Consider the following 14,457-nt stretch of genomic DNA (forward strand, 5'->3'; position numbering starts at 1 on the left):
TTGTGTCAGAACCGGATTTGCCCGGACACCAGGCTGCAGCAGCGACGCGTTGCATGCTGCGCCTCAGGTAGCGGTCAAAGCGGTTCCGGCACTTTTTTATTATAATACATATTGTCATGACATTCACAGATTCAGTCAGATCATGCATAAACAAATATGCCACCTTCAGCGGGCGCGCATCGAGGTCAGAATTCTGGTGGTTCTGGCTTTTCACATTTATTGTGCAGATCGTTTCGCTCACCATATTCTCCGTCATAGGCTATCTGCTGGGAGGCTACGACGGCTGCACGATATCATTATCTATCTGTTCAGTATTATGCATCCTGCTGCTCACCGTGCCATACTTATCGGTGCTTGTCAGGCGCCTGCACGACACTAACCACAGCGGATGGTGGTATTTCATATCGCTGATACCGCTCATAGGCACAATATGGCTGATAATACTTCTTGCCACCGACAGTGACGAGGAGAACAAGTACGGCCTGCCTGTTTATTAACACACAACACCTTTACAAGCAAAGAACTGAAAAAACAACAATAAAAAAATGGCAAAAATAAGACTACAGGGAGAAGAAGAGAAAAGAAAAAACATATGTTTTGAGGTTGACACCGCCAATCCGCCAATAGGCGAAGGAGGCATGGGCAAGGTGATGAAGGGCGTCTGCATAGACATCGCGACCAACATATCGCGCCCCGTCGCCATAAAGTTTCTTTATGAAGACCTGCCGCCACACGCCATCGAGAGGGCACGGCGCGAGGCATCAATACGCCTGCGCAACGACAACCTGATAGAGATGCTCGGATTCATCGAAACCGAGACTAAGCACGGCACGATGACACGCAAGCACTACCACGTTGTCAGCGAGCTGCTTAACGGCATTCCGCTGTCGAGCATCTTTGAGGGCAAGTGCACCGACGCCGACGGCCACGAGAATCCGTTTGCCAAGAAGCTGCTAAAAGAGTTTCAGGCCGACTCCGTACACTTTGCAAAGACCATAATGCTCAACGTGCTTTCAGGACTCATAGCGCTGCACGACGCAGGATACGTACACCGCGACATTGACCCGTCGAACATCATGCTGACCGAGGACGGACACATCAAGCTGATCGACTTCGGTATAGCGAAGCAGGTGAACAAGCTCACCACCAACGACCGCGGACTGACAACTGCCGGAACCTTCATGGGCAAGGCTGAATATGCCGCGCCAGAGCTTGCCATAGGCGACCTGAAACACCAGAACCAGACCACCGACATATACGCCATGGGCATACTGCTCTATCAGTGCATCGTGGGTCATGTGCCGTTTGAAGGACAGTCGCACGTAGTGCTCGAGAAACAGCTGCACAAGAAAATTCCACTCGCACAGATCAAAGACCGCGGCATGCGCAAGATAATAGAATGCGCCACCGACAAAGACCAGAACGTGCGCTATCAGACAGCGGCACAGATGCGCGTGGCGATAGAAAACCTCGACGGCAAGAAGCGACAGCTCAAGAAGTCGACAAGAATAACCATAGCTGCCGCCTGCGCTGCCATAGCGGTTGCCATAATAGCCATAGGAGGCGTGTCATATCACAACAAGAAGGTGGAGCAGGAGCAGATAGCTCTCGAGATAAAAGCCACCAACGACTCGCTGCGCACCAAGACCGAAACCCTCACTCTCACGGCCGACAAGAGCCTCGCCACGGGCGACAGGCACGACGAGGGATACGAGCGCCACTATATCGACGCCTACAAGAAATACATGGAGGCACTGGCCATTGCCAAAAAGATAACAGAGAACAAGCCTGACACCAAGAACATAAGCCTCAACCGCGACAAGGCCAAGGATGCCCTGCTGAAGGCAAAGGCCGAACTGGAAGCCAAGGCTAAAGACTTTGAGGCCAGCGACATGCAGGATATAGCCAAAGAATTCCACACCAGAGTTAAGAACATTACAGACGCATTAAGTTATAATCCATAATCTTTTTTTGAACTATGAGTACTATTGCCAAACTTCTTTTAACCGTTGTCATTGCCGTGTTGTCTCTTCAGGCCAACGCACAGACCGCCGGCGACCGCCTGTTTGCACAGGGACAGAAGCTGCAGCTGAAGCAGACCGTAAGCTCGCAGAAACAGGCCATTGCAAAGTTCAGCGCAGCCAAGAAGGCCTACGACTCAAGCACCAAGAAGGCTATGTGCGACAACCAGATTGCAATATGCAGGAGCAACATCAAGCTGATAACGCGAAAGACAAGGACCGTGACGAAAAAAGAGACCGTCGTGCTCGAGAAAGCCGACTCTGCCGTTCCGCCCGAGGTGGCCAAAGACCCCGTAAGGCTCAGCCTGTCGGTGTCGTCGGTAGAATTTAAGTCGTCAGGCAAGAAGAGCGACAACCACGAGGTGACGGTAAACTGCAACTACGACGACTGGACCTACACCTTCCCGGAATGGGTCGACGTCACCAAAAACGGCAACAAGCTGACGCTTACCGCCGACCCCAACAAGACAGACGGAGAACGCTCGGGCGTGCTCACCGTAAAATGCTACGATGAGAAGGCCGAACTGATGATCTATCAGAAAAAGCCGTTCTCGCTGAAGTCTCTCATCGGCGGCAAGAAGTAAGAACAACATAAGCTGACATGAATATCACTGACCGTGAAGTGGTCCGGGCACTGCTGCAGCGCGACGCCCGGGTCACAAGGGACTTCTTTTACCGTAAATGCTATCCGCTCTTCAAGTCTGTGTACGACAACTACCACACAGACTGCTCGTCGTGCATGGAGTTTATAAGCGAAATATACGTCCACATAATGACTCCCGACAAAGCCGGCGGACAATGCAAGCTCGAAGGGTTCAGATACCAGAGCACGCTCTTCACATGGCTAAAGGCCGTGTGCCTCTTCTACTGCTACAAGAGATATGAGCGCAGGACAAAAATGCCGACAGAACAAATTTCTGAAAAATTTGACGGCCAGGGTGTAAGAATCGACACCATTCCCGCATCTATAGAGTTAGACATCTCATCTCTTCAGGCCGACGACGCCGAAACCATACTGAGGCTGATGCCCAACAGAAGATACAGCAGGCTGATAAGGCTGCGATATCTATGCGGACACACCAACGAGGAGACGGCCATGATGATGGGAATGAACATGAACACCTTCTACAACAAGCACAAGATGGCTAAAGAACAATTTTTAAAGACACTAAGAACGGAGGAAATGCGACATGGATGACTACGGCAACTTTACCCTTGACGAGAACATGTTTTCGGCATGGCTCGACGGAAATATGACGCCCGACGAGGAAGAGGCTTTCATGGACATGTGTGCCGACGATCCCGCCATGGGCGAAATACTCGACGCCAACGACCAGGTGGACGACTACTACGAAAGTCTTATAGACGGAGGATACGAGATACCCGAGGAGCTCGACACCGACTTCGACCTGCCCTACATATCACCGGCAGACGAAGACGACGACATTTACAGCTATGAAGACATCGAGCCGTATGACGACAGCAGCGACAGCCATGACATGACTGACGACGGCATGACAGACAGCGACGGCTTCGACGACGACAACGCGACGGATCACTTCGGCAGCGACACTTATCAGGACATGGACTTAATGTAGCCCATACAGACACATACGGCGTGGCGCCCCGCCAACGGCGGCCGCATGGACATCTTAAGAATTACTATCCGCAGCCCTCTCCCATTGAGGTGCTGCGGATATTTTTATTGCAAACAATATTAATCAATAATTTGCTTTAAAATTCTTATCTTTGCATAGCAACAAACATCTTGGCTTTGCCGAGGCGCGTTATAAACAATTATATAATTTATGAAAAAATAAACTATAGCAGTTTTTCAGATTAAATCTTATGAATATAGCGCAGCTAATTTGTAAACATTCTTCATGTTTTCCGACCATTTGACGCTCTCAGAACACGCATGCTCTTCGCCATAGCGCGGTTTGGGGCAGAAAAGGGCAAAAAACGGAGTGTTTTGTTAAGACGCTGACTGACAGGGAGTTGCAGTGAATAAGAGAGAAAAGCAGAAGTGTTAAAAAACATAACCGGGCCACTTACGCATAAAAAGTGGCCCGGTTACGGATGAAAAGGTGCCATTTCTGAGGCTCAAACTTATGGTTTCAGGCCCAGAAATGGCTGATTTTAGTGACATTTTTCGGTTTATATGCAAACGTATGTTAACGAAACAACATTCTTATTGCCATTTCCTTAACACACGTTTACTTTTTATTTTCCAGATTGAAAAATATTTTTGTCATAAGTTTTTACCACATATTAAACATCTCTCCGTACGTTGCATGGAGCTTTTATTTACAAAAACAATTTTGAATTGAGAATCTATTCAATTAAAGTGCATTGTTCTGAAGAACAAATTAGACGTGTTAGGGTGATAAATTTATTAACAATTTCGCTCTCATCTTCGTAATCAGATACAGCCCATTCCTTAGAATTATATTCGTTATTATGGAAACCTTTATTACTTTGAAGCACAAAATTTTGAAGATCATTGAAAACGTTTGGACGCGAATATATATTTTCAGTCAATCCAGATATTCCCCAAAATGGTTTTTTGTTATTATCATAAGACACACAACAACGGAAACGTGTATTACGATATTTAAAATCGAATCCAAATTCTATATTATCTGCCATTGTCAATACAGGATGTCCGGATAATATCTTTACACATTCATCATACCATTGCCTTATATTCTTCTCATTATTCTGACTTTTGTATTCTTGTAACAAAGATGACAAGCGTTCACTTATCTTGTCGATGTTATTTATTTGGTCTTCAACAACATTAATTTTCTCTTTAAGAGACATTGACTCCAATCCAAGAGTCTCTATAATGGTCTGGTCTAATTTATTATTCATTTCTTTATACTGGCTGTTAATTTTATACTTATTTTCTAAATATGTTCTGTACATCAGCAATGCGCTTTTAAGGAACGGCTGTTCATCAAAGTCCACATGCTCATACACAGATGCTACCCATGGAGTTATATTGTCCTTGTAGTTTTTACAAATAATTCTGTCACACAACAAGTCCTTTGTATCCGATGATATGGAATATTCAGACGGATATTTGTTTGATTCGCCACAAAGATACAATACATAAATTTCATTTGCAGAATAATAGTTAAGAGCTGTCTGCACATACCTGTCTATTTGTTTATTTTGCTCGCACGCACCATTAATCTTATTTTCTATTATAAGAAAAAATGTATCACCTTTTATAGTCAGATCAATTCTTCTTTTGTCAGGATAAGGTATCTCAATACTTTCAAAAGAACAATCTATATCGGGAAGAAAATATTCTATAAAGTCTTTCTGAATATCCTTATTTTGCAGAAGACCGTAAAGAATCCTACAATGGGCAGTTTCTCTAAGATTTTCTGTATGCAGGGCATCTCCCAACAAATCCACCAAGAAAGGGAAAGAGGATAATTCGTTTTTGTATTTAAATGAAGTTCTGCAACAGAAATCAAGTGTATTATTCAAACTTTCCTCAATTACTGAAGATGTATGCGAGATAAAAGAAAATATATCATTCATGTGAATTTATTTTGGCGTAAACAAATGTATAAAATTTTATTGTATTGGGGTCACATTCCATAAATTATTTATAAGAAATCATGAGTAAGTTTTTATTTCAGAAATATTTTCTCAAACAAATTTCTCCAAAAGCAGTTTGAGTATTAGTATTTATTTTATGTCTTTGATAACAAAATTTTGAACAAACGAGAATAAAGACTATTCCGTTTTAGATGCAGATTTATTGAAAATTCGATACTCAGATTCATCGACAATACAGAATAATTCAGTAACTTTGTATTTGGTTATCATCGCTCGTACTATTTGTAGCTATCTTATTTTCAATCATAAAGATACAAAATACTTGCGAAACTGCCAATTCTTATATATGTTATTTTATCCCAGAATCGCGTAAATTATGAATAGGAACAATTATCCCAAAGGAAGTAAAGGCATGATTCAAATATTGGTTGAAGAGCATAAAGATTTGTTGGATAAGGTGCTTGGTGTTAAGCTCAAATGGATATGCCCGATTAAGGAGGATAATTTTAAAGAACTTCAACTGAACGGAGAAAAGATGTGTGGCGAACTTGGATTATCTAGCGAAGATTTCAAAGATTTTTGGCCGACAAGACAACCGCAATGGGATGGTATAGCAAAAGACGAAAATAATAATTTGTATCTTATAGAAGCTAAATCGCACTTGGATGAAATATGCCCCGGAAACCGTGAGCCTGACGGCTCTAATCAGGATCAGAACATAAACTACAGCATAAAAAGAAAAAGTCTGTTATGCATTAAAAAACATTATAACTCAAACGAAGAAAATAAATTATGGCTGCACAAATACTATCAGATTTCAAACAGACTGGCGTTTTTGAAAAAGATGAAAGAACTGTCTAAGAACAAGAAAACAGACTATAATGATGTTAAACTTATATTTCTTAACTTTAAAAATGACACCACATGGGGTAAAAAGGCCGTAAAATGCGACGAATGGATAAAGAAATATAATAAAATTTGGGATGAACTGGGTGTTAATAAAAACATGTTGGAAGAGGATGGTGTGCTGATTATAGATATAGACGGTAAGGATTTCTAAGAAAACATGCAAGAGACTGATTCTGATTAAACAAAGAATGTATGTCTGCAATGGCGATTGTACAAGTCATGAAAGTTTTAGTCATGTTATCTTACTTCAATCTCTTGATTTATCGAATAATCCAAACTTTCTAAAGAATAATATCAACATGCGGGCATAAAGCTATGAAAAGCAACACCACGTTTAGCACTTGAATAATAACCTTAACCGTATGTCGTCACAAAGGAAAATACACGGAAGACAAAGGAAAATGCAAGGACAACTAAACAACTTAGTTAAAAATGATGTATTCTGTACTACATTCTTATATTTTCGCTATATTTGCATAACATGAACAGAAATTTGCCTTCTGCATAAAGAAAAGAATATATCGCTAAAATAAAAATTTTATTGCCATGAAAATCATCAGTCTTATACTATCGCTAATAGTCCTGACGGCAGCTTCAGCCAGAGCCGACAATAACTCAACAGAAGCGATGGGCGACAGTTGCATGAGGATAAACGACACGTTCAACGCCATGAGATATTACGGCGAGGCGCTGCAGACAGACAGCTCAGACGCGATAAAGGAAAAAATGGCGCACTGCCTGTTTATGCGTGGCGAATACCGCAAATGCGCGGCAATGCTCGAAACCACGGCAAGGAAAGGCACAGACAGTCTGACTGCGGAGACGATGCGCCGGCTGTTTGACTGCTACAGATACATGGACAACACGGCAAAACAAATTGAATGGGGTAACAGGTTGCTGAGCAGGTGCCCAATGGACGGCATCGTGACGGCATATATGGCACGCATATACAACAGCGACGACAATATATCGTCGCCGCAGAAGGCTTATGACATTACGGCCAGATATATGCAGACAGACTCTGCGTGTCTGCCCGTGATACGCGAATATGCCGACGCCAACTTTCTGCTGCGCGACTACGACAAGGCAATAAATGCATATAACAGGCTGCTTGAACTGGGCGACTCTACCTACAATACGGTCTACTCGCTCGGCATGGCCTACATGCAGACGGGCAAAAACCCTATGGCACGCAGATGGCTCACCAAGGCAGCCGAAAAAAGCAAGATGCAAAATGCGGGATGCCTTTACCGGCTCGGCATCGTATGTGTTGACATGGACAGCGTGGCCGAGGGCGTTGATTATCTGGAAAAATCAATCGAACTGATGCAGCCCGACCATACGGTGCTGTTTGTAGTAAAGCGCGCATTGGGCGAAGGCTACTACAAGCAGGGCAAATACTGGTCGGCAATATACGCATGGCGTGAGGCGCTAAAACTTAACCGCAACAGCATGGCCACGATATTCAACACGGCGCAGGCATACGGACTTGTGGGCAAGCACGACATGGAGAAGGCCTACTACAGAACTTTCCTGAGCATGGCAGCATTGGTGAAGCCCAACAAGGAGCTTAACCAGATGGTGGAACAGGCCGAGACCGCAGTGGGAGTGAAGGAAAACTTCAACGGAAACATAATAAGCCTGCCTGCAAACTGACCATGCCGGCTGCCTAAAACGGGCAGACGCCACGTCGGCACATAATAGAGACAGCTTATCTTAGATTAAAACAATACTAATTAAATATTTAAGCCTATGAAAAGAAATCTTTATTTTGTTTCTCTCTTCCTGTTTTTCTTCTCATTAAAAGGCATTGCGGCCATTCCTGAAGGGGCAATACCATTTATCTTTGACAGGCATCTGTATTTTCAGTGTACGCTTAATGACACCATACCTGTTACCCTAATTTATGACACCGGGGCTGATTTTCTATACTTAGACCAAGATTATCTGAAAGTAAATAATCTTCAAAATGCTTTCGGCAGAAAAGGCAGGGCCAAAATCGGGGGAGCAGGCAACAGCGGACCTCAAAGTGTAGAGATATTCATCGAGCCCGTCAAGATTCACTGCGGTGATATGGAATATCAAAACAAGATTACTCCTATAATTAAGCTGCGTGACATTCTCGGCAGACATACCGACGGCTTGTTAGGCAACACTCACCTACTGACATCTCCTTTGGAAATCAATTTTAGCGAAGGATACATAAAACAGCTTAAAAAACCGTTTAAAGATGATTTGCTTGATAACTATATAAAACTTGACGCACGATTTGAGAAAAACCGTATTGATGTAAAGGCCAAACTTCAGATTGACGAGAAGAACACCTTGGAAGGATGGTTCAGAATGGATTTAGGATGTGGTTCCTCAATCAGTCTTACTAACGAGGCAGCATCTTCTCTGAATATTGATGACATACCGAAAGCATACTTCAGGACACAAGCCGGCGGCATTGGCGGCGGTTCTGACCAGTTTATTATAAGAGCCGCACAATTCTGTATGACAGATACACTTAAAGACATCGTAATAGATTATTCTGTTAATGAAAAAGGCGCTCTGTCATTTGGTAAGCCATATTTAGGTCTGATTGGAAATGAAATATGGTCGTTATACGATATTGTCTTAGATCCGGAAAACTCTTCAGTGTGGGTGAAACGCAACAAGAATAAAGGAGTGTACATGCAATCATCCGTAACCCATATGGCAACTTTTGACCGCACGGATATTTATGAAGGATGGATAGTGAACGGATTATACAAAGGCGGAATAGCAGAAAAGGCCGGTATTGAAATTGGAGATATAATCATAGCCATAAACAACCGTCCGGTAAAAGAAATAACATGGGAAGAACAACGAAAGGGGCTAAACCTTAATGGAGAAGTTGAATATACCGTCAAAAAAGCCGACGGCAAGATAGTTTGCTATACATTACACGTTGACAAACAGATAATCTGATTTAATGCCTGACTAAATATTAAGTTTTTTATAATCGGGAGAGAAATTCTTATTTTTATAGGAATGAAGCTAAGATAGCCCTATTGCCGTTTTATATTGAATATCTTGCCGTCCGCTATTTTCTAGACATAGACCGTTATGCCTGCTAAATAGCAGACGGCAAGACAGCAATATGTAAAATAGACAGATGAAAACATCAATCTGCCCGCAGAAACAAACCATATACCGGCTTGCGACCGATAAAGGTTAAACAGGCTCTTGGGCAAATATGATAAAAATATGAAAAACTGTTTGAGCGTTAGCATTTTATTAGTATCTTTGCAGACAGAATTTTAAGCAAATCACAATAAGGATTATTCCGTTGTGAAAACATTCAGGTTGGCTCGTCGTCCTTTTTTACGGCGGGCATTTTTTATAATGGCCGAAAGGCTTTGACAAATGGGTATTGACAACAAGATTTCACAATAAGTTATGGACACTAACATTTCCGACTATGAGATAATGGCGCCCGTGGGCAGCCGCGAGAGCTTGCAGGCAGCACTGCAGGCAGGTGCCGACTCGATTTATTTCGGCATCGAGAAGCTGAACATGAGGGCTCACTCGGCAAGCACGTTCACCATTGACGACCTGCGCGAGATTGCAGCTACGTGCGGCGAAAGGGGCGTGAAGACTTATCTGACGGTGAACACCATCATCTATGACGACGACATAGAGCTGATGCACCAGATTATCGACGCCGCCAAGGAGGCCGGCATCTCGGCCGTGATAGCGAGCGACGTGGCCGTGATGACCTACTGCCAGAAGGTGGGCCAGGAGGTGCACCTGTCTACACAGCTTAACATAAGCAACATCGAGGCGCTGAAGTTCTACTCTCAGTTTGCCGACGTTGTGGTGCTGGCGCGCGAGCTGAACATGGAGCAGGTGGCAAAGATACATGAGCAGGCGGAGCAGATGAACATCTGCGGACCGTCGGGCAAGAAGATACGCATAGAGATGTTCTGCCACGGCGCGCTGTGCATGGCCATCAGCGGCAAGTGCTATCTGAGTCTTGACAACGCGTCGCGCTCGGCAAACCGCGGAGAGTGCATGCAGCTGTGCCGCCGCTCGTACATCGTGACGGACAAGGAGACTGGCACGGAGCTGGAGATTGACAACAAATATATAATGAGCCCGAAAGACTTGAAGACGGTGCGCTTCATCGACCGCATGATGAAAGCCGGCGTAAGAGTGTTCAAGATTGAGGGCCGTGCGCGCGGCGCTGAGTATGTCTACACCGTGGTGAAATGCTACAAGGAGGCCATACAGAGCGTGCTTGACGGCACATTCACCGAGGAGAAGAAGGACGAGTGGGACGAGCGCCTGGCAACGGTGTTCAACCGCGGATTCTGGGACGGCTACTACCAGGGACAGCGCCTTGGCGAATGGAACAAGAACTATGGCTCTAACGCCACGGAGCGCAAGGTTTACGTGGGCAAGGGCGTCAAGTATTTCTCTAAGCTCGGAGTGGCAGAGTTTACGTGCGAGGCGTGCGAATTCTCAGTAGGCGACAAGATGCTTATAACGGGTCCTACAACGGGCGTGATGTATGTAACCGTTGAGGAGATTCACGACGACACTCATGCCGTTGAGACAGCGCAGAAGGGCACCCGAGTATCGTTTAAGGTGCCTGACAAGGTTAGACCGAGCGACAAGCTGTTTAAGCTGGTTAAGGTGGAGCCGAAGTATTGATTTTTCTTAGGAGTTAAAGGAGTTAGAGTAGTTAAAGGAGTTAAAGGCAAATGTTTTTCTTCTTGGGAGTCAAGGAGTTAGGTAGTTAAGGAGAAATTTCCTTGAGCATAGCGAAAAAAGACAAATGCTTTTCTTCTTGGGAGTTAAAGTCAAATGACTTGTTGCGTAAGAGCAAATATGACAAAGCTGCTTATGACGACGGAATAGAAACGGAAGCTATTGGTTTCTCCTTGACATACGAATTAAATAAACACATAAAAAAAAGGATATTATGACAATAAATGAAGCACAGGACGAGGTGATTGAGGAGTTTTCTGACTTCACCGACTGGATGGACAAATATCAGTTGCTCATTGACCTGGGCAACGAACAGAAGCCGCTCGACGACAAGTATAAGACGGAGAGCAACCTGATTGACGGCTGTCAGAGCCGCGTGTGGCTGCAGGCTGACTATGAGGACGGCAAGATTTATTTTACGGCTGAGAGCGACGCGCTCATCGTGAAGGGCATCATCGCCCTGCTGATACGCGTGCTGAGCGGACACACACCGCAGGAGATTCTCGACACAGACCTCTATTTCATCGACCGCATCGGTCTGAAAGATCACCTCTCACCCACCCGCTCAAACGGTCTGCTGGCCATGGTCAAGCAGATCAGAATGTATGCGCTGGCGTTCAAAGTGAAGAACGAAGAGTGAAGAGTGAAGAGTGAAGAATTCATTTGAATTGACAATTCATAATTCTTAATTCACAATTCATAATTTCCGCCTTCTTGGTCAAATCATAATTTTCAATTCTCAATTATCAATTCTCAATTTGAATCGATGCGCAAGTTAAAGGTTACGGAGATGAACCGTCTGACGGTAGACGAGTTCAAGAGTTCTGAGAAGATGCCGCTCATCGTGGTGCTCGACGATGTGAGGAGCCTGTATAACGTAGGCTCGGTGTTCCGCTCGTGCGACGCATTCCGCGTAGAGGCTGTGTGGCTCTGCGGCATCACGGCATGTCCGCCTCACGTAGAGATACACAAGACGGCGCTCGGAGCTGAGGACAGCGTTGAGTGGCGCTACTTCAAGACGGCTGCCGAAGCCGTAAGCGAGCTGCACGCCATGGGATGCAAGGTGATGGCCGTGGAGCAGTGTGAAGGCAGCACCATGCTCAACGAGTTTGTGCCCGACGCCGGCCAACGCTATGCCGTCGTGCTGGGCAACGAGGTGAAGGGCGTGCGCCAGGAGGTGGTTGACGCCAGCGACGGATGCCTTGAGATACCGCAATTCGGCACAAAGCACTCGCTCAACGTGTCGGTAACGGCAGGCATCGTGGTGTGGCACTTCGCGCAGGAGCACATCAAATCAGCAAAGCAACAGCAATAATGCCACGGCACCGCAATAAGCGGCGGCATAACACAGAACACATACGGCCCTGAAGCCGGCCGAAATAAAACAACGTCCGCAGATATCTGCATCAGGCAGAATCTGCGGACGTTGTATTTTCTATCTTGCTAATATAATCCTATCTGTTCCACACCTTTACAGAGCCCAGCCTTGTAGAGATGATGTATGCACCTGCCGGCATGCTGCTGATGCTTATACCCTCCTGCGAGTTATATTTCTTCATGTCCATCAGCACGCCCGTCTGGCTGTACACCCTTACCGGCTCGTTTTCAGCCACGCCCGTCAGGCGCACTCTGCCGTCGGCATAAACAGCCTGCACCATGTCCTTCACAGCCGGACGTATCACGTTGATTCCGGTAGACGCCACAGGAGCATATTCCATCACAAGCTCGTCATACACAGCCATCTCGCCCGTGTTTCTGTCCGTCTGATAAACGATGTTTGAGAGTATGGCGTTCTTCGAGTTGAGATAAACCGTTCCGTCCCACTCGTTCTCCACGGGATAAAGCGTGTTGACAGTCTCGAGCGACAGGTCGTGCGTGTATTCATCACGGCTCGACGGCTGCTCCTTCACTTCGCTGTATGTCATCCATTCCACAATGTTTCCGGCTTCGTCATACGTGCACACCTCGCCTCCGGCAGGCATCTTCGCGCCGGTGAAGAAGTCGCCAATGGTGCTTATCTTCTCAACCATACGGTCCTTGTCGTCATAAATATACTTCGTGCCGCTCGAGAATGTCATCTCATCGCCGAAGAACGACGAATAGACATTCTCCTCGTCCAGACGTCCCTTGTCGTCATAAGTATAGATCACCTCCTCGAATTTCTCCGTCAGCGCCTCGTCAACGTAGGTGTTGCGCTTAACGAGCTTGTCGCCTTCGTAGACATACTCATAGACACCGCCAAGTTCAAACTCGCCCTTCTTGCGGTTAAGGTTATAGTTGGCACGGCTTAAGATGCGTCCGTTCTCGTCGTAAGTGTATCTCACCTGCGTAGAATATGTATAGAAGTCGTCGCCCGAGAACTTCTGATATCCCTTCTCGAGCACCTCGTTTCCGTTTTCGTCATAAACATATTTCAGCGTATAGTCGTAGATAAAGCCTGCCAGTTCGCGATACTGCACCGCACTGTCTACACGGCCGTTGGCATCGTCGTAGAAGTATTTGTAATAGTCATTAGTGTGCTTAGATGTTATTCCGGTCAGCTTATATTCATACTGCTGGGCAAATGATGCCGAAGAAAACAATACAGCGATGATAAGGGAGATAAAATTTCTGTTCATAATGCGTTTGATTTAGAGGTTATACATGTTGTTTCTTAAAAGCTATAGCATTCCGAAAGCAAATATAAGCAAAATTTTATAAAAACAAAAGATATTTTGTAAAAATGTAATAATCTTTTACAAAATCAGCCCTTAAAGTTAAAATTAGTCGTCATGACAATACAATTTGCAGACAATTTCAAGGCAAAAAATCTGTCAGCAGTCGCATTGTTTCTATCCATTCAGCCCCAGCGTGCCCTCAGCCGTCCCTATGCTCTTTGCCGGCGTCATGCCATATGACATTTTTGAGGGCATAACACACCATGCCAAAGAAAACATCCGACGGCACCCTGCCATACATTAAACCGCAAACACAATATCCTATATTCAGAATACAGCCGGTATTTTAACCCCGATCTGTTATTATAATCCGGCCGGTATTTTTGCTTTAATACCGAGCGGTATTTTCATTTGACGTTCCGCAGACGTGGCTGATATGCCAAGAAGAAGCCGCCAAAAAGACTGACGACGAAGGCAGGAATAAGCCAAACAGGCTGAGCTATATGCTGCCTAAAAAGCCTTTTGAGACAATAAATGCGGCAGCCCGGACACTTGTC

13 protein-coding genes are annotated in these 14,457 nt (G+C 45.2%); 11 read left to right on the top strand and 2 right to left on the bottom strand.

All coding sequences use genetic code 11. The features are described from left to right. The first annotated feature begins 116 nt into the window (after positions 1-116). Genes ACU52_RS02320 through ACU52_RS02340 form a run of 5 tightly spaced genes read left to right on the top strand, consistent with a single transcriptional unit; the run spans position 117 to position 3,619 of the window. On the top strand, positions 117-497 hold the full coding sequence (locus ACU52_RS02320) for a DUF805 domain-containing protein (RefSeq protein ID WP_053397603.1): 381 nt from the start codon (positions 117-119) through the stop codon (positions 495-497). 48 nt (positions 498-545) lie between these two features. Beyond that, positions 546-1,964, top strand: coding sequence for a serine/threonine-protein kinase (locus tag ACU52_RS02325; protein WP_021854093.1), 1,419 nt, complete (start codon positions 546-548; stop codon positions 1,962-1,964). Positions 1,965-1,978: 14 nt separating this feature from the next. Continuing rightward, entirely contained in the window at positions 1,979-2,605 is a 627-nt protein-coding gene (locus tag ACU52_RS02330) for a BACON domain-containing protein (RefSeq protein WP_082335126.1), read from the top strand. Between the two features lie 17 nt (positions 2,606-2,622). Next, positions 2,623-3,219, top strand: a complete 597-nt coding sequence (locus ACU52_RS02335; protein WP_021854095.1) for an RNA polymerase sigma factor — start codon at positions 2,623-2,625, stop codon at positions 3,217-3,219. Then, positions 3,212-3,619, top strand: coding sequence for a hypothetical protein (locus ACU52_RS02340; RefSeq protein ID WP_053397605.1), 408 nt, complete (start codon positions 3,212-3,214; stop codon positions 3,617-3,619). The genes ACU52_RS02335 and ACU52_RS02340 overlap by 8 nt, the downstream gene beginning before the upstream one ends. A gap of 736 nt (positions 3,620-4,355) precedes the next feature. Here the strand turns inward: ACU52_RS02340 and ACU52_RS02345 are convergent. Beyond that, positions 4,356-5,576: a PDDEXK-like family protein gene (locus ACU52_RS02345; RefSeq protein ID WP_082335127.1), complete on the bottom strand. Its 1,221-nt coding sequence runs from the start codon at positions 5,574-5,576 to the stop codon at positions 4,356-4,358. Positions 5,577-5,973: 397 nt separating this feature from the next. On the opposite strand from ACU52_RS02345, the gene ACU52_RS02350 reads away from it, so the two are divergent. The 6 genes from ACU52_RS02350 to ACU52_RS02375 all read left to right on the top strand — a co-directional run bounded on the left by ACU52_RS02350 (position 5,974) and on the right by ACU52_RS02375 (position 12,558). Continuing rightward, on the top strand, positions 5,974-6,657 hold the full coding sequence (locus tag ACU52_RS02350) for a hypothetical protein (protein ID WP_053397607.1): 684 nt from the start codon (positions 5,974-5,976) through the stop codon (positions 6,655-6,657). 395 nt (positions 6,658-7,052) lie between these two features. Continuing rightward, positions 7,053-8,162, top strand: a complete 1,110-nt coding sequence (locus ACU52_RS02355) for a tetratricopeptide repeat protein (RefSeq protein ID WP_147630740.1) — start codon at positions 7,053-7,055, stop codon at positions 8,160-8,162. A 96-nt stretch (positions 8,163-8,258) separates the two neighbouring features. Further along, positions 8,259-9,458, top strand: a complete 1,200-nt coding sequence (locus ACU52_RS02360; protein WP_053397609.1) for a PDZ domain-containing protein — start codon at positions 8,259-8,261, stop codon at positions 9,456-9,458. Between the two features lie 471 nt (positions 9,459-9,929). Beyond that, positions 9,930-11,186 (top strand): U32 family peptidase, encoded by a 1,257-nt coding sequence (locus tag ACU52_RS02365; protein ID WP_053397610.1) that lies wholly within the window; start codon positions 9,930-9,932, stop codon positions 11,184-11,186. Positions 11,187-11,457: 271 nt separating this feature from the next. After that, positions 11,458-11,883: a SufE family protein gene (locus tag ACU52_RS02370; RefSeq protein WP_021855888.1), complete on the top strand. Its 426-nt coding sequence runs from the start codon at positions 11,458-11,460 to the stop codon at positions 11,881-11,883. 126 nt (positions 11,884-12,009) lie between these two features. Then, complete coding sequence (locus tag ACU52_RS02375; RefSeq protein ID WP_053397611.1) at positions 12,010-12,558, top strand: RNA methyltransferase; 549 nt, start codon at positions 12,010-12,012, stop codon at positions 12,556-12,558. Positions 12,559-12,697: 139 nt separating this feature from the next. On the opposite strand, the gene ACU52_RS02380 is transcribed toward ACU52_RS02375, so the two are convergent. Then, the gene (locus ACU52_RS02380) at positions 12,698-13,861 is read right to left on the bottom strand and encodes a hypothetical protein (RefSeq protein ID WP_147630741.1); all 1,164 of its coding nucleotides are present in this window, start codon (positions 13,859-13,861) and stop codon (positions 12,698-12,700) included. Between the last annotated feature and the right edge of the window lie 596 nt (positions 13,862-14,457).

Origin of the sequence: Xylanibacter rarus, from assembly GCF_001275135.1 — a bacterium.
Classification (GTDB): domain Bacteria; phylum Bacteroidota; class Bacteroidia; order Bacteroidales; family Bacteroidaceae; genus Prevotella; species Prevotella rara.